The organism is Promicromonospora sp. NPDC023987 (assembly GCF_040639055.1).
Lineage (GTDB): Bacteria > Actinomycetota > Actinomycetes > Actinomycetales > Cellulomonadaceae > Promicromonospora.
The window spans coordinates 182,057-196,814 of the sequence record NZ_JBEZZF010000001.1; the positions used below are offsets into that span (position 1 = coordinate 182,057).

At 72.4% G+C, this 14,758-nt stretch carries 14 protein-coding genes and 1 riboswitch; of the genes, 4 read left to right on the forward strand and 10 right to left on the reverse strand.

Annotated elements, in window-relative coordinates:
• Nucleotide 1: 1 nt before the first annotated feature.
• The gene (locus AB0F40_RS00845) at nucleotides 2-1,567 is read right to left on the reverse strand and encodes an NAD(P)/FAD-dependent oxidoreductase (RefSeq protein ID WP_357462654.1); all 1,566 of its coding nucleotides are present in this window, start codon (nucleotides 1,565-1,567) and stop codon (nucleotides 2-4) included.
• A gap of 127 nt (nucleotides 1,568-1,694) precedes the next feature.
• Nucleotides 1,695-1,874, forward strand: a riboswitch (cyclic di-AMP (ydaO/yuaA leader).
• Between AB0F40_RS00845 and AB0F40_RS00850 the strand changes: the two genes are divergently transcribed.
• Both AB0F40_RS00850 and AB0F40_RS00855 read left to right on the forward strand, forming a co-directional pair.
• A complete protein-coding gene (locus AB0F40_RS00850; RefSeq protein ID WP_357462657.1) occupies nucleotides 1,875-2,753 on the forward strand; it encodes a C40 family peptidase in 879 nt (292 codons plus the stop codon). It begins immediately after the preceding riboswitch.
• A 108-nt stretch (nucleotides 2,754-2,861) separates the two neighbouring features.
• Nucleotides 2,862-3,839: an NAD(P)-dependent oxidoreductase gene (locus AB0F40_RS00855; protein ID WP_357462660.1), complete on the forward strand. Its 978-nt coding sequence runs from the start codon at nucleotides 2,862-2,864 to the stop codon at nucleotides 3,837-3,839.
• A gap of 62 nt (nucleotides 3,840-3,901) precedes the next feature.
• On the opposite strand, the gene mutM is transcribed toward AB0F40_RS00855, so the two are convergent.
• The 9 genes from mutM to AB0F40_RS00900 form a co-directional block, all read right to left on the reverse strand.
• Nucleotides 3,902-4,963: a bifunctional DNA-formamidopyrimidine glycosylase/DNA-(apurinic or apyrimidinic site) lyase gene (gene mutM, locus AB0F40_RS00860; RefSeq protein ID WP_357462663.1), complete on the reverse strand. Its 1,062-nt coding sequence runs from the start codon at nucleotides 4,961-4,963 to the stop codon at nucleotides 3,902-3,904.
• Nucleotides 4,956-5,744: a ribonuclease III gene (rnc, locus tag AB0F40_RS00865; RefSeq protein ID WP_357462666.1), complete on the reverse strand. Its 789-nt coding sequence runs from the start codon at nucleotides 5,742-5,744 to the stop codon at nucleotides 4,956-4,958. The genes mutM and rnc overlap by 8 nt, the downstream gene beginning before the upstream one ends.
• A 1-nt stretch (nucleotide 5,745) precedes the next feature.
• Nucleotides 5,746-5,940 (reverse strand): 50S ribosomal protein L32, encoded by a 195-nt coding sequence (gene rpmF, locus AB0F40_RS00870; protein ID WP_108495103.1) that lies wholly within the window; start codon nucleotides 5,938-5,940, stop codon nucleotides 5,746-5,748.
• A 2-nt stretch (nucleotides 5,941-5,942) separates the two neighbouring features.
• Nucleotides 5,943-6,500 carry a DUF177 domain-containing protein gene (locus AB0F40_RS00875; protein ID WP_357462992.1) on the reverse strand — a complete coding sequence of 186 codons (558 nt, stop codon included), beginning with the start codon at nucleotides 6,498-6,500 and terminating at the stop codon, nucleotides 5,943-5,945.
• 174 nt (nucleotides 6,501-6,674) lie between these two features.
• A complete protein-coding gene (gene coaD, locus AB0F40_RS00880; RefSeq protein ID WP_357462669.1) occupies nucleotides 6,675-7,187 on the reverse strand; it encodes a pantetheine-phosphate adenylyltransferase in 513 nt (170 codons plus the stop codon).
• A 9-nt stretch (nucleotides 7,188-7,196) separates the two neighbouring features.
• Nucleotides 7,197-7,874: a 16S rRNA (guanine(966)-N(2))-methyltransferase RsmD gene (gene rsmD / locus AB0F40_RS00885; protein WP_357462672.1), complete on the reverse strand. Its 678-nt coding sequence runs from the start codon at nucleotides 7,872-7,874 to the stop codon at nucleotides 7,197-7,199.
• Between the two features lie 612 nt (nucleotides 7,875-8,486).
• Nucleotides 8,487-9,464, reverse strand: coding sequence for an endonuclease/exonuclease/phosphatase family protein (locus AB0F40_RS00890; protein ID WP_357462675.1), 978 nt, complete (start codon nucleotides 9,462-9,464; stop codon nucleotides 8,487-8,489).
• Between the two features lie 109 nt (nucleotides 9,465-9,573).
• Complete coding sequence (locus AB0F40_RS00895; protein ID WP_357462678.1) at nucleotides 9,574-11,835, reverse strand: ATP-dependent DNA helicase RecG; 2,262 nt, start codon at nucleotides 11,833-11,835, stop codon at nucleotides 9,574-9,576.
• Nucleotides 11,832-13,544, reverse strand: a complete 1,713-nt coding sequence (locus tag AB0F40_RS00900; protein WP_357462681.1) for a DAK2 domain-containing protein — start codon at nucleotides 13,542-13,544, stop codon at nucleotides 11,832-11,834. The genes AB0F40_RS00895 and AB0F40_RS00900 overlap by 4 nt, the downstream gene beginning before the upstream one ends.
• Nucleotides 13,545-13,862: 318 nt before the next feature.
• Here AB0F40_RS00900 and rpmB point away from each other — a divergent pair, with 318 nt between their 5' ends.
• Nucleotides 13,863-14,060, forward strand: coding sequence for a 50S ribosomal protein L28 (gene rpmB, locus AB0F40_RS00905; RefSeq protein WP_357462684.1), 198 nt, complete (start codon nucleotides 13,863-13,865; stop codon nucleotides 14,058-14,060).
• A gap of 152 nt (nucleotides 14,061-14,212) precedes the next feature.
• Complete coding sequence (locus AB0F40_RS00910) at nucleotides 14,213-14,725, forward strand: N-acetyltransferase (protein WP_357462687.1); 513 nt, start codon at nucleotides 14,213-14,215, stop codon at nucleotides 14,723-14,725.
• Nucleotides 14,726-14,758 lie beyond the last annotated feature (33 nt).

The window sequence follows — 14,758 nt, forward strand, 5'->3', positions numbered from 1 at the left end:
CCTACTTCGTGAGCACCGACATGGCCGCCGCTCGGCCCGGGATGCCGCTCACGCCCCCGCCGCGGCGGGCGCCCGCACCCGCTAGCAGGACCCTCGGGTGCTCGGTCTCGACGCCCCAGCGTCCGGCGTCGGCACCGTCCTCGGCGAAGGGCCAGCTCAGGTCCCGGTGAAAGATGTGTCCGCCCGGCAGCCCGACGTCGCCCTCCAGGTCGACCGGGGAGCGCACCTCGAGGCAGGGGGCGCCGTCGGCGTCGAGCGCGAGGACGTCCTCGACGGGCTCGGCCAGCACGCTGTTCAGGGAGGCGAGCGTGGCCCGGAGCGCCTGGTCGCGAGCGCCGCCGGGATCGGCGCGGAAGAGCCGCGCCGGCATGTGCAGCCCGAACAGCGTGATGGTCTGCGCGTCGGTCCCGGCGAGCGCCGGGCCGAGGATCGTCCGGTCCGTCAGGGTGTGGCAGTAGATCTCGCTCGGCGGCAGCTCAGGGATGTGTCCGGCGGCGGCCTGCGCGTGCGCGGCCTGGAGCTGGGTCAGGGACTCGTTGACGTGCAGGGTGCCGCTGAACGCGGCGACGGGGTCGACGTCGTCGCGCAGCCGGGGCAGGCGCGTGAGCAGCATGTTGACCTTGAGCTGTGCGCCCTCGGGGCCGGGCTCCGGCGCCTCGCCGCCCAGCAGGCGCTCCAGCTCGGCAGGAGCGCACCCGGCGAGGACGTGCCCGGCGGTCGCGCCACGGACCCGCCCGTCGGCGTCGGTCCACGCGACCTCCGCGCCCGAGGAACCCGGGTCGACGGCGGTGACGGTCGCCGAGGTGACGATCGTCGCGCCGGCGGCCACGGCGGCGTCGTGCAGTGCGCCCGAGACGGCGCCCATGCCACCCACCGGCACGTCCCAGTCGCCGGTCCCGTTACCGATGACGTGGTAGAGAAGGCAGCGGTTCTGCCGCAGGGACGGCTCGTCGACGTCGGCGAAGGTGCCGATCAGGCCGTCGGTGGCCGCGACGCCGCGCACGACGTCGTCGGCGAAGGTGCGCCGCAGCACGTCGCCGAGGGGCTCCTCGAAGAGGGCGCGCCAGGCCGCCTCCCCCACGCCGTCGACCACCCGGTCGCGGACCACCGAGCGCGGGAGCAGCGGCTCGGTGAGCGTCGGCGCGAGCCGGCGGGCCACCTCGGCGGTCATGGCGTAGAAGCGTCCCCACGCCTCGAAGTCGGCGTCCGACCCGGTGAGGTGACGGAACGAGGCGCGCGTGGCGGCGTCGTCCTGGCTGTCGACGAGCAGGCCGCCGTCGGCCACCGGTGTGTAGGAGGACCAGCGCCGGCGCTTGAGGGTGATGGGGAGCCCGAGCTCCTCGATCACCTGGCGCGGCAGGAGCGAGACGAGGTAGGAGTAGCGCGACAGCCGCGCGTCCACGCCGGCGAACGGGCGGGCCGAGACGGCCGCGCCGCCCACGTGGTCGGCTCGTTCGAGCACCAGGACGGAGCGGCCGCCACGGGCCGCGTAGGCCGCGGCGGTGAGGCCGTTGTGACCTCCGCCGATGACGACGACGTCGTACCGGGAACGCGGGGAATCAGGCATGCACGTCATAGTCCCATGGGGCACTGATTACCAGGGAGGTTCCATCACAAGTTGGTATGTGACCTAATCGTGACATTTGCGCGACGGGCGGGTACGGTCATGACACCTCGCCAGTAACGGTGGGGTCCTGGTCCGGACGCCGAGCCCTGTCACCGGATCTGAGCAGCTACGACGTGACAGGGGCGGGGGAACCAAGTAGGCCGGGCACGTGAGTGTCCTTGGGGTGAAGCCTCCTTGCGAGGCCGGGTGATCGCTCTCCCCATCCGAACCCGACAGCTCACTTCGTAGGCGTCCGAGGAGATCACTGGTGACCGTACTCACCGACCGTACCCATGACTGGGCGGACGACCAGGCAAACCGTTCCAGCAGCCGAGGCAGGCACCGCGCCGACGGCCCCGCGCTCACCCCCTTCACCGCACTGACCCAGACCGCCGCCGAGAATGCCGCCCGCACCGGCGCCATCGCGGTCGTCACGTCCGGCATGCTGGCGTCGGTCTTCACCCAGACCGCCCACACCGCTCCCGCCGAGACGCACACGCAGACCACGCTCGCGGGTGCGACGCCGGTCAGCAACACCGTCGACTCCACGACCCGGTCCGGCTTCGCCGAGAACCTGGTCACCAAGGTCAAGGTCACGCAGGACGCCGACTTCTGGGCCGAGCGCGGACGGGTGTCGGTGACGCCCTACGCCGAGACCGAGGCCGGCATCGCCGAGGCCAAGGCGAAGGCGGAGGCCGAGGCGCGCGCCAAGGCCGAAGCAGAGGCGAAGGCCAAGGCAGAGGCCGAGGCAGCCGCCGCAGCCGAGGCCGCCGCGGAGGCAGAGGCCGCAGCCGCCGCCGACGCCTCCGGCCTCGGCCAGCAGGCCGTCAACCTGGCCCTCGAGTACGTGGGCGTGCCCTACGTGTGGGGCGGAGCCTCCCCCAGCGGCTTCGACTGCTCCGGGCTCATCCAGTACGTCTACGGCAAGCTCGGGGTGAGCCTCCCGCACAGCTCGAGCGCGATGTCGACCGTCGGGTACCAGGTCTCCGCCGCGGAGGCCCAGCCGGGCGACATCGTGTGGACGCCGGGTCACGTCGCCCTCTACGCGGGCAACGGCACGGTCGTGGAGGCCCAGCAGCAGGGCACTCCCGTGCAGTACGGCGAGATGTGGCAGAACAACCCGGTGTTCATCCGGGTGACGGGCTGACCTCTTCTCGCGTCACCCTCCAGATCGGGTACGGGGTGTGTCCCGCCGGACTTCCGGCGCGGCACACCCCGTACTCGTCCCGTGGACCGGTCAGGTAACGTCCCGGGCGTGAAGATCCTCGCACCGGACGTGCCCTTCGACCTCGACTTCCCGTCCCTCCTGCCCGACGCCGGAGCCTCCTTCGCGCCCGGCGGCACCGACGTCGTCGCGACGTACGTGATGAACGACCCGATCCCCGAGGAGCACACGGACGCCGAGGTGCTGATCACGTGGTCCAACCCGCCCAAGGTGCTCGCGGACGCCGCCCGCCGCCTGACCGGCCTGCGCTGGGTGCAGACCCTCTCGGCCGGCCCCGACGTCGCGCTGCGTTCCGGGTTCGGCGCCGACGTCGTCATCTCGTCCGGCCAGTCCCTGCACGACGACACAGTCGCCGAGCACACCCTCGCGCTGATCCTCGCGTCGGTCCGCCGCATCGACGCGTCGCTGGCCGCGCAGCGCGATCACCACTGGGCAAAGGAGATCGCGTTCGCCCAGGCCGACCCGGTCACCGGCCGGGAGTACACGCTCGACGGCGCACGCGTGACGATCTGGGGCTTCGGGTCGATCGCTCTGCGGCTGGCTCCGCTACTGACCGCACTCGGTGCGCAGGTCACTGGGGTCGCCTCGCGCGCCGGCGAGCGCGCCGGGTATCCGGTGGTGGGGCCCGACGGTCTGGACGCGCTGCTGGCCGAGACCGACCTGCTCATCTCGCTGCTGCCGGCCGGCCCCGCCACCCACCACATCCTTGGCGAACGCCTGCTCGGCCTGCTGCCGCCGACCGCGCGGTTCGTCAACGTCGGTCGCGGAGCGACCGTGGACGAGGTGGCTCTCGCGGACGCGCTGCGGTCCGGGCGGCTCTCGGGCGCGGCGCTCGACGTCATGGAGACCGAGCCGCTGCCGGAGGACTCCCCGCTGTGGGACGTCCCCAACCTGATCCTGACGCCGCACGTGGCGGGCGGGCGTCCGCGCGGTGCGGCCCGGTTCCTCGCCGAGCAGCTCACGGCCTGGCGAAGAGGCACCCCCGTCCGAAACGTAACCCCCCGCTGACCCCTCGTTGAGTGCTGGCTATTTGCGGGCTTTCGCGCCTCACGACAACAAATAGCCAGCACTCAACGGAGGTTACGGGGGGCCGGCTGGCAGACCGGGCAGCTGAATGATGAGCGGTTCATGAACGCGTCGCGGCGCACGAGCGCACCGCAGCGGCGGCATTCCTCGTTCTCCTGCCCGTAGACCGCGAGCGAGCGGTCGAAGTACCCCGACTCCCCGTTCACGTTGACGTACAGCTCGTCGAAGCTGGTGCCGCCCTGGGCCAGCGCCTCACGCATGACCTCGGCCGCCGAGTCGAGCACACGGCGCACGTCGGCGGTCCTCAGCTTGTCGGTCTGCCGCGCCCAGTGCACCTTCGCCCGCCACAGCGCCTCGTCGGCGTAGATGTTGCCCACGCCGGACACGACGGTCTGGTCGAGCAGAGCCCGCTTCACCTGGGTCCGACGTCGGCGGACCCGCCGGATCAGGTCGTCCAGGTCGAGGCCGGGGTCCAGCAGGTCACGGGCGATGTGCGCGACCGGCTCCGGCAGCAGGGGCAGGTCGGAGCCGTACCCGGCCGGGATGCTCCCCGCCACGGGTACCAGGTCCTGGACGCTCAGGTGCCCGAACGTGCGCTGGTCCACGAAGTCCAGGTAGCGCGCCCCGGAGGGGGCGTCGGTGAGGTGCAGGCGGACGCGCAGGTGCGGGTGCTGCCAGTCGTCCGTGCCCGGCGCCGGTTCCGGAACGAGCACGGCGGCAGGCCCCGGGGCATGCGCGATGCTCACCGCGGCGCCGCGGACGAGCAGCTGGCCCGACATGCCGAGGTGCGCCAGGAGGGCGGCGGCCGGGTGGGTCCCGGTCGGCTCGGGCTGGCGGGTGGCAGGGGTCTCGACAGGCTCGACCGACGGGGCCGGCTCGACCAGCGGCGTGGGGGCGGCGTCCTCCAGCGGCAGCCAGAGGAACTTGCCACGTCGGACGGCGGCGCTCAGCCGCCGCCCGACGAGCTGGTCGCGGAACGAGTCCGGGCCGCCGTCGTGCCGGCGGACGCTGTACTCGCGGAACACCTCGACGTCGCGCACGACCGCACCGACCACGAGCCGGTCGAGGCCGTCCCGGACGGTCTCGACCTCGGGCAGCTCAGGCACCGGCGACCGGGGCCTTGCTCTCGGAGCCGTTGCCGGTCGCCGCCGCGCCGTCGTCCCCGGGCTTGGGCAGGGGGAACTTCTCCAGCAGAGCCCGGTAGGTCTCCTCTGCGGCGCCCTGCTCGGCGTGCTTCTTCGCGCTGCCGGAGCCGGAGCCGTAGGTGACGCCGTCGATCACGACCGTCGAGTGGAAGACCCGCGCGTGCTCCGGACCCTCGAACGTCGCGATGTAGTCGGGCGCACCCAGACCACGCTCGGCCGAGGCCTCCTGCAGCGACGTCTTCCAGTCGAGCCCGGCGCCGAGGCCCGCTGCGACGTCGAGCGTCGAGTCGACGAGCCGGTGCACCAGCTCCCGTGACGTCTCCAGGCCGTGCGACAGGTAGGTGGCGCCGATCAGGGCCTCGACCGTGTCGGACAGGATCGAGTCCTTCTCGAAGCCGCGCGTGCGGATCTCGCCCTTGCCGAGCAGCACATACTTGCCCAGCCCGAGGGTCCGCGCGATGGCGGCGAGAGCACGCTGCGACACCGTCGCCGCACGCATGCGCGCCAGGTCACCCTCGGACAGGTCGGGGTGCCGCCGGAACAGCGCCTCCGTGACCACCAGCCCCAGCACCGTGTCGCCCAGGAACTCCAGGCGCTCGTTCGTGGGGATGCCGCCGGCCTCGTGCGCGAACGACCGGTGGGTCAGTGCCAGCACAAGAAGCTCGGGGTCCAGATGGACCCCGAGCTTCTCGAGCAGCGCGGTAGGTTCCGGCCTCGCCGGCGACGTCCCGCCCTTGGCCACGTCAGCCCGCGTGAACGGTCTTCAGGGCGTCGCGGTACGTGCGGCCCTTGTAGGTGCCGCACGTCGGGCACGCCGTGTGCGGCAGCTTGTTGCCCTGGCACTGCGGGCAGGTGGTGAGGGTCGCTGCGGTGGTCTTCCACTGCGAGCGACGCGCACGGGTGTTGCTGCGCGACATCTTGCGCTTCGGAACAGCCACGGCTAGCTCTCTTTCGTCTCGTCCGACACGCTCGTAGATTCGAGCATGCTCTGAAGCGCCGACCAACGAGGGTCGACTACGTCATGTTGATGACCGGGGTCGTCAGCCAGGCGCGCTCCGCACTCGGAGCACAGGCCAGGGCAGTCATCCCGGCACAGCGGTTGAAATGGTAGTGCAGTCACGACCGAATCCCGAAGCACAGGCTCCAGGTCGGCCATGTCGTCGTCGCCGAGGACGGACTCCTCGTCCTCCACGTCGTCGTCCCCCGCCTTGGCCGACGCAGCGGCCTTCTCGGGGTAGGCGAACAGCTCGGTGATGTCGACCGTGAGCTCACGGTTGATGTCGTCGAGGCAGCGGCTGCACTCGCCCTTTGCCGTGCCGCGGACAGTACCGGAGACCAGCACGCCCTCCATCACGGACTCGAGTCGAAGATCCAGCTCGAGGTCGGAACCTTCCGGGATACCGATCACAGCGGTACCGAGATCTGACGGCGCCTGCACGGTCGCGCTGTGCGTACGCATCGATCCGGCACGCCGAGACAGCTCGTGCGTCTCAAGCACGAGCGGCGACTTCGGTTCGCGGGAAATAACGGACTCCGATGAGGGCAGTGGCAGTGCACTATCCGATGAGGATGGTGAAGGGGGCGACCCGGCGCGATGTCTCGCACCATGGGCCAAGAACCAATCCTACGACATGGATGGGACCTGACGCGCGCCCGTACTGGGTGACAGGCCTCACGAGCCGGCGGGTGGCTGCCCCAGCGCGGATCGCAGCGCCTCCGTGACGCCAGCCGGAACCAGGTCGTCGACCGGCCCGCCGTGCCGCACGATGTCCTTCACCAGCGACGACGCGACGTGCGCGTACCGCTGGTCGCCGGGCAGGAAGACCGTCTCGACGCCCGACAGGTGCCGGTTCATGAGCGCCATCGGCTGCTCGGCGTCGAAGTCGCCGCCACCGCGCAGACCCTTCACGACGGCGACCGCCCCGACGTCCCGGCAGAAGTCCACCAGCAGCCCCGGGACGACGGCGACCCGCACCCGCTCCAGCGCGGGCTCTGCCTGAGCCGCGGTCCGCACCGCCGCGCGCACGAGCTCGGCGCGGGTCTCCAGATCGAGCAAGCCGGACTTGCCGGGGTTCTTGGCGACGCCGACCACCACGTCGTCGAACATCGTGGCCGTGCGGCGAACGATGTCGAGGTGGCCGAGGGTGATGGGGTCGAACGACCCGGGGCAGACGACGGTGGTCACGCGCTCACGCTATCCGACGGGTCGGCGGCCGGGCGGCACGGCGTCGGGCGGCACTGCGTCCGGCGGCCGGGCGTCGGAGGGCTCGGCATCCGAGGGCACGGCACCGGAAGGCTCGGCGTAGTACACCGCCGTCTCCCCGTAGTCCTTGCGCGCGAACGCGGCGAGACCGACCGGCCAGTCCGGCTCGGGCGTGCGGATCGAGCGCTCGACGACCACGACGGCGTCGTCGGCCAGGACGCCAGGCGTGGCCAGGTCTGTCAGCACGGTGGCGAGCGTGGTCTCGTCGAGGTCGTAGGGCGGGTCGAGGAAGACCAGGTCCAGCGCCGCCGTCGTGCGGGGGGCCGCACGCGGTCCAGCGCCCGCCAGCGCCGCCGCGAACCGTTCGGCGGTCTCGGTGACCACCCGCACCTCGGCCACCTTCAGCACGGCGACGTTCTTGCGCGCGACGTCGGCCGCTGGACGCGCGCTGTCCACCAGGGTCACCTCCGCGGCACCCCGGCTGGCGGCCTCCAGCCCGAGCGCGCCCGAGCCGGCGTAGAGGTCGAGCACGCGGGCGCCGTCGAGCACGTCGAGGTGGGTCAGCCGGGAGAAGATCGCCTCCCGGACGCGGTCGCTCGTGGGTCGGGTGCCCTTGGCCGGCACGGCGATGGTGCGTCCGCCGAGCGCCCCGGCCACGATCCTGGTCACGCCGCGAGCCTAACGCGGGCCGACCGAACCAGGACACGCCGACCGCCGTGAGGCGCCCGCCGACCGCCCGCAGCTTGTTCGGTACCCCGCCACCGGGCAAGCCTGGCGTCACCCCCGGACTCCCACCCCCGGGCCGAGTGCAGATTTAGTTGCCACCCCGGCGCCCCACTGCAGAGTTCGTCGCGGTTGGAGAGCTCCTCACCGCAACCAACTCTGCAGTCGGCAACTGTGGCCGCGACGAAGTCTGCAGTCGCCGCCGGCGGCCGGGCTGACTTGCTCGACACGCCGGCATCCGGCATCCGGCAGGCCTGGCGTCGCCCCGGACTCCCGCCCCGGGCCGAGTGCAGACATCGTCGCCACCCCATCCGCCCACTGCAGAGTTCGTCGCGGTTAGCGGGCTCCTCACCGCAACCAACTCTGCAGTCGGCAACTGTGGCCGCAACCAAGTCTGCAGTCGCCGCGGGCGGCCAGGGCTGTCGAGGTCCTCGGCTGCTACGGCAACGGCAACGGCGGCAACGGCGGCAGAGGAGGGGGCAGCGGCGGGGAAGACAGCGACGGCGGAGGCGGAGGCGGAGGCAACGATGACGCCAGCCACGACGGCGGCTCTCCCCGTCACGACCAGGGAGTGTCGATGTGCGCTACTACCGGGAGGTGGTCGCTGCCCGTGGTGTCCAGGGCGCGCACCTCCGTCACCGTGGCGCCGCGCGCTAGCACGTGGTCGATCTGAGCGACCGGGAACACCTCGGGATACGTGAACTCGAAGCCGGTGGTCGGGGCCGTGACGAGGTTGGTCAGCGGCGCGAGGGCGCCGTCCGCCAGGACCCCGTTCAGGTCCCCCGAGACGATGACCGTGTCGTGCTGCTCGGCGTTGACGGCGTCCGCGAGCTGGAGCGCGCTCGCGTTCCGCAGCTCCGTCTCGAACCCGCCGCTCCCCAACCGGACGGAGGGCAGGTGTGCCGCGAACAGCGCGACCGCCGCTTCCTCGCGCTGGATCACCACCCGCAGGCAGCGGTCCCAGCTGGCGTCAATACCCTCGGGCCGGATGTCCACGGCCGTCGCTCCCTTGAGCGGGTACCTGGACCAGACGCCGACGGTGCCCTGCGTCTCGTGGTGCGGCAGCACGTCGCCGAACGCCTGCGTGTACTGCTCGGCCGTCGCGTCCGAGACCTCGGTGAGCGTCACGACGTCCGGCTTCGCCGCCAGGAGCACCGCCGCGGTGCCTGTCACATCGGTGTTGACGTCGCTGACGTTGTGCTGGACCACTGTCAGGTCGCCGGGCTCCGGGACGACGGGGCGCACCTGCGGCAGGAACACCCAGATCCACGCGGCGAGCGGGAGCAGGACCGCGAGGATGGCGAGCGCGGACCGGCGCAGCAGCGCCGCGAGGATCCCCAGCGGCACCGCCAGCCCGAGCCAGGGCAGGAACGACTGGACGAGGCTGCCGAGGTTTCCCCAGCGGTTGGGCACAAAATCGTGGGCAACTAGCAATACGGCGACCGCGACGGAACCGAGCGCGAGGAGCCTCCCGCGCTGCCAAGCTGTCTTCGCCGGCGCGCCGGTGTGGATCGCGTGCTTCGCGTCGACCGTCACGGGCCGTGACCCTATCGGTTGTGCCTTTCGGGCGTAAGGCGTGGGTCAGCCCTTTCACCCCGCGTGATTTCACCCTGCCGAATCTTCGCGGCAGCTCACCGGGAGCCGCTCACGCCCGCTCGAGGAACTCCTCCTGGTCCTCGTCGAGCTGGGCACGGATGGCCTTCGCCAGCTCCGGGAACTCCGCCAGGTCGGGCGAAGCCCGCACGACGTCGACGGCGGCGGTGCGCGCCTCCTCGATGAGGCCGGCGTCCTTGACCACTCGCAGCAGGCGCAAGGAGCTGGTCCGGCCGGACTGCGCCGCGCCGAGCACGTCGCCCTCGCTCCGCAGCTCCAGGTCGAGGTTCGCGAGCTTGAAGCCGTCGGTGGTCTGGGTCATCGCCTCCAGCCGGGCGTGGGCCGGTGTACCCGGCTCGGCGTCGGAGACCAGGAGGCACAGGCCCGGGTCGGTGCCACGCCCCACGCGCCCGCGCAGCTGGTGCAGCTGGGAGATGCCGAACCGATCGGCGTCGAAGATGACCATGGCCGTGGCCTCGGGGACGTCGACGCCCACCTCGATCACGGTGGTGGCGACCAGGACCGGCGACTCTCCCGAGGCGAACCGAGCCATGGCCTCCTCCTTCTGGTCGGCCGGCAGCTGCCCGTGCAACGTACCGATGTCGACGCCCGACAGCTCGGGCCGCGAGCGCAGCTCCTCGACCACCTCGAGCACGGCGCGCAGCGGCGGCCGGTCCGCGGCGCCCGCGGCGTCGGGTCCGGAGGGCTCCAGGAACTCCGGTACGTCGTCGAAGTCCTTGGCGGCCGTCCTGGTCTCCTCGTCCGGGTGGATCCGCGCGCACACGACGTAGGCGCGGCGGCCCGCGTCGACCTCCTCGCGGACCCGGGCCCAGGTGCGGTCCGTCCAGCGGATGTTGCGGGCGGGGACGGCGACGGTGGTGATGCCCGCGCGCCCGGCCGGCACCTCGGTGAGGGACGACGTCTCCAGGTCGCCGAAGACCGTCATCGCCACGGTGCGCGGGATGGGCGTCGCCGTCATGACCAGCAGGTGCGGCGACACCCGACCCTTGGCCCGCAGGGCGTCCCGCTGCTCGACGCCGAAGCGGTGCTGCTCGTCCACCACGACGAGGCCCAGGTCGGCGAACTGCACCTGCTCGGACAGGAGCGCGTGCGTGCCGACCACGATCCCGGCCTCGCCGCTGGCCGCCTGCAGCAGTGCCTCCTTGCGGGCCTTCGCGCCGAGCGATCCGGTGAGCAGCGCTATCCGGGTGCTCACGCCGGCGCGCTCGGCCCCGAACAGGGTGCCGCCCTCGGCGAGCGGACCCAGCAGTGCACGCAGGGTCCGAGCGTGCTGGGCGGCGAGCACCTCGGTGGGCGCGAGCAGGGCGGCCTGACCGCCGGCGTCGACCACCTGCAGCATGGCGCGCAGCGCGACCACCGTCTTTCCGCTGCCGACCTCGCCCTGCAGCAGCCGGTGCATCGGGCGCGGGTCGGCGAGCTCGGTGGCTATCTCCTCACCCACCGCACGCTGACCGTCGGTGAGCACGAACGGGAGGGACGCGTCGAAGTCGGCGAGGAGGCTCGGCCGCCCCTCGGGCAGCGGCGGGCGGGCGGTGGCGTCCTCGGCCGCGGTGCGTGCACGGCGCTGCGCGAGTGCCGCCTGCAGCACGAACGCCTCCTCGAACCGCATGCGGTGCTGCGCGCGGTAGGCCTCTTTCAAGGTCGCCGGCCGGTGCAAGCTGCGCAGCGCGACGGCCCGCCCAGGCATCCCCTGGCGTTCCCGCACCTCGTCGGGCACCGGGTCGGGCACGTCCTGGTCGGTCAGCGTGTCGAGGACCACGCGCAACGCACCCTGGATCTTCCAGCTCGGGATGCCGGCGGCCGCCGGGTAGATCGGGATGGGCTTGGTAGCGTGCTCCAGGAGCGCCTCGTCGCTGTCGAGGTCCGACTCCTCCCCCATCAGCGTGAAGTCAGGGTGGGTGAGCTGCCGCGCGCCCCTGTACAGGCCGACGGTTCCCGTGAAGAGGCCCTTCGCTCCGGGGACCAGACGCTTCTCGTGGTTGTAGAGGGAGCCGCGGTGCTTGCCGAAGAACGTGAGGGACAACCGGCTGTTCCCGTCCGTCACCACCACCTCCATGAGCGCGCCCTTGCGGTTGCGCATGTGGCGGACGGTCGCCTGCTCCACCCGGGCCAGGATCGTCACGTGCTCACCCACCTCGAGGGCCGCGATGTCCGTGAGGGCGCCCGGGTCGGCGTACCGGCGCGGGTAGTGGCCCAGCAGGTCGCCGACGGTCCGCAGGCCGAGCTTGCCGAGGGCAGTCGCCGTCCGCTTGTCGAAGGCGCGCTCCAGCCGTTCGTCCACCCGTTCGGTCATGCGTCCTCCTCCGTACCCAGGTACACCCCGTCGCCCGGGCGGCCGGTCGACAGGACGACGAGCTCTGCCTCCGGCGCACGCTCGGCGAGCACGGCGGCGAGCCCGTCGGACAGGCCGTCCGGGACGTCCGCGTCGAGCAGCGCCGTCACCAGGGTGGTCGCCGGGCCCGCCGCGTCCCGCAGGGCATCGATCGCGGCGGCCCCGTCGGTCTCCACCACGGTCAGCGCGGCGAGCGCCTGGTCCACTATCGCGCGGGCGTCGACGGCGGGCGAGGCGGCGGACCCGTCCGGCAGCTCGTCCGGCAGCCCGATCGGCAGCAGCGTCCCGAGGGCGGCCAGCGCAACGACGGCGTGCAGGTCGGTGGGTGTCGGCACGGCGACCAGCTCGTCGACGTCGAGCTGCGCCTCGCCCCCCGCTCCGGCGTCCGGCCCCCCGAGGAGCAGCACCCGGCGGGCTCCGGTCGACGCGGCGGCACGGCCGACGTCGTCGGCCGTCGGGGCCTCGACGGTGCTGCCGAGGCCGCCCGTGAGGAGCACGACGGCGCCCGCGTGCGCGAGCTCGGCCGCCAGGCCGGGGGCCGACGTCGCGGCGACGACGCCCCACTCGTGCTGGTGCACGGCTTCGAGGTGACGCACGTGCACCTGGGCCAGGGAGCCCTCCCGAGCGGCGTCCGCCGCGATCGTGAGCGCCTGGTCGAGGTGGTCGGTGTGGACGTGGGCCTGCCAGACCGCTGTGCCGGTGCCCGCGTCCCCGCCGACCACGACCACCGAGTCGCCGACCTCGCCGAGCGCGGCCCGCAGCTCGGCAGCCACGGTCTCGGCAGTGGCCGAGGCGGGCGCGGCGAGCACGAACATCAGCTCGAGACCGCCCGTGCCGCCCTCGGCACCGTGCGGCCCGACGTCGGGCGTCTCGGTGACGGGCGGCGGCGCGCCGGCGTCGAGCAGCTGGTCCAGGTTCACGGCGTCCATGCTGCCGTCCACCACTGACACTCCCGCCGGCTCACCGGTGGACGCCCCGGCTGCCGTGGCCACGACCAGGGCATCGAGCACGAGGACCAGCCCGAGTGCTCCGGCGTCGAGCACGCCCGCCGCGCGCAGGGCGTCGAGCTCGTCGCGGCTCGCGAGGGCCGCGGTGCGCGCGGCGGCGGCTGCGGCGGTCACGACCGGCAGCGGACCGGCCGCGTCCACCGAGCCCGGTCCCGCGTCGCGCTCCAGGGAGGTCTCGGTGGCCCGCGCCGCAGCGGCCGCGGCGTCGGCCGCCGTGAGGATGGTGCCATCGGCCGGCCGCGCCACTGCCGACCTGGCCGACGTCGCCGCCCGCGTGAGCAGCTCCGCCGTGCCGGCCCCGCCGCGCGCGGCGACCGCCAGGCCGCGCAGCCACTCGCTGAGGATCACGCCGGAGTTGCCCCGCGCGCCCAGCAGAGCCGCCCGGGCGAGCGTCGCCAGCAGCTGTGTCCCGGTCGCCTCTGGAGGTGCGCCGGCGACCGCCCGGTCGCCCTCACGGAACGTCAGGTAGAGGTTGGTGCCGGTGTCGGCGTCCGCCACCGGGAAGACGTTGACCCGGTCGATCGCGGCGCGCTCCCGGCGCAGGGCCGCCGTCGCGCCACGGGTCCAGGCGCGCACCAGGCCCGGGTCCTCGAGACGGACGCCGGTCCGGAACGGCTCCGGTCCGGAACCGGTGGTCCGGCTGCCGCTGTCGACGTCGGTCACGTTCTGCCCTCCTGCACGTGGCTGCACAACTGACCGGGCGCCCGCCCGGACGGATCCACCGTACCGAGCGACCGAGCCGATCGCGTGCGGCCGTCCACAGGCCTGACCAGGCGGCACGGGTGCGTCGACAGCGGTGTGACGCACCACCTGACGGCTACGGTTTGAGGGCCCGGCCTGCGATCGGGTACTCTGTCAAAGTTGCACTGGCCCGCTAAGAAGCGCTGCTTGCTCTGAAGCGTCCAGGCTCCCCCTTTTTGACCATCCATCACGTCGTGCTGTCTTTTCCGCACAGGCGTGCAACGACATTCAGGAGACACCGTGGCTGCCAACTGCGACGTCTGCGGCAAGGGCCCCAGCTTCGGGCACTCTGTTTCGCACTCTCACATCCGCACCAAGCGCCGCTGGAACCCGAACATCCAGCGCGTCCGTGCGATCGTGGGCGGGACTCCGAAGCGCGTCAACGTGTGCACCTCCTGCCTCAAGGCCGGCAAGGTCACGCGCAAGGTCTCGGCCTGACGCTGCCGCAGCCGGGTCGCTGACGCGACCCGTAATGCTTGATGAAGACGCCTGCCGGGTTTGTCCCGGTGGGCGTCTTCAGCGTTCCCGAACCTTCATCTGGGACCAAAGAAGTAGTTGCGCCCAGCACCCGGTGGTGGAAAGGTGAAGTCATGATGGCACCGGAAGACGTGACCATCCGCCCAGCAACGACGGCCGACGCCGAAGCCATCGCTCGTGTCGACATCGCCTCCTGGCGTGGTGCTTACTCAGAGATCCTGCCCGACTCCTACCTGGCCTCGCTCGAGGTCGCCGACCGGGCCGGACACTGGTCCGCGGCCCTGACCGCCCGGGGCACGAAGGTGCTCCTCGCCGAGGACGACGGGGAGACCGTCGGGTTCACCAGCGTCGGCCCGTCCCGTGACGAGGACGCCGAACCCGGCGACCTCGAGATCTACGCCATCTACCTGCATCCGCGCGCGTGGGGTACCGGTGTGGCCCGCGACCTGATGCGGACTGCGCTCGACGACCTCGCGCAGGGCACCGTCGTCAGCCTCTGGATCTTCGCGGGCAACGAGCGCGCCCAGCACTTCTACCGGCGGCACGGGTTCCAGCACGACGGCACCGAGCGCATCGACGACTTCGGCGGCCGCCCGCTCAAGCAGCTCCGCTTCCGCAAGCGCTGAGGCGCTCTGGCAGTTGCCCTCCCACCGCTGTTG

Coding starts and splice junctions, on each gene's coding strand:
- AB0F40_RS00845 (WP_357462654.1), bottom strand. CDS start 1,567: ATGCCTGATTCCCCGCGTTCCCGGTACGACGTCGTCGTCATCGGCGGA.
- AB0F40_RS00895 (WP_357462678.1), bottom strand. CDS start 11,835: ATGACCGAACGGGTGGACGAACGGCTGGAGCGCGCCTTCGACAAGCGG.
- AB0F40_RS00910 (WP_357462687.1), top strand. CDS start 14,213: ATGATGGCACCGGAAGACGTGACCATCCGCCCAGCAACGACGGCCGAC.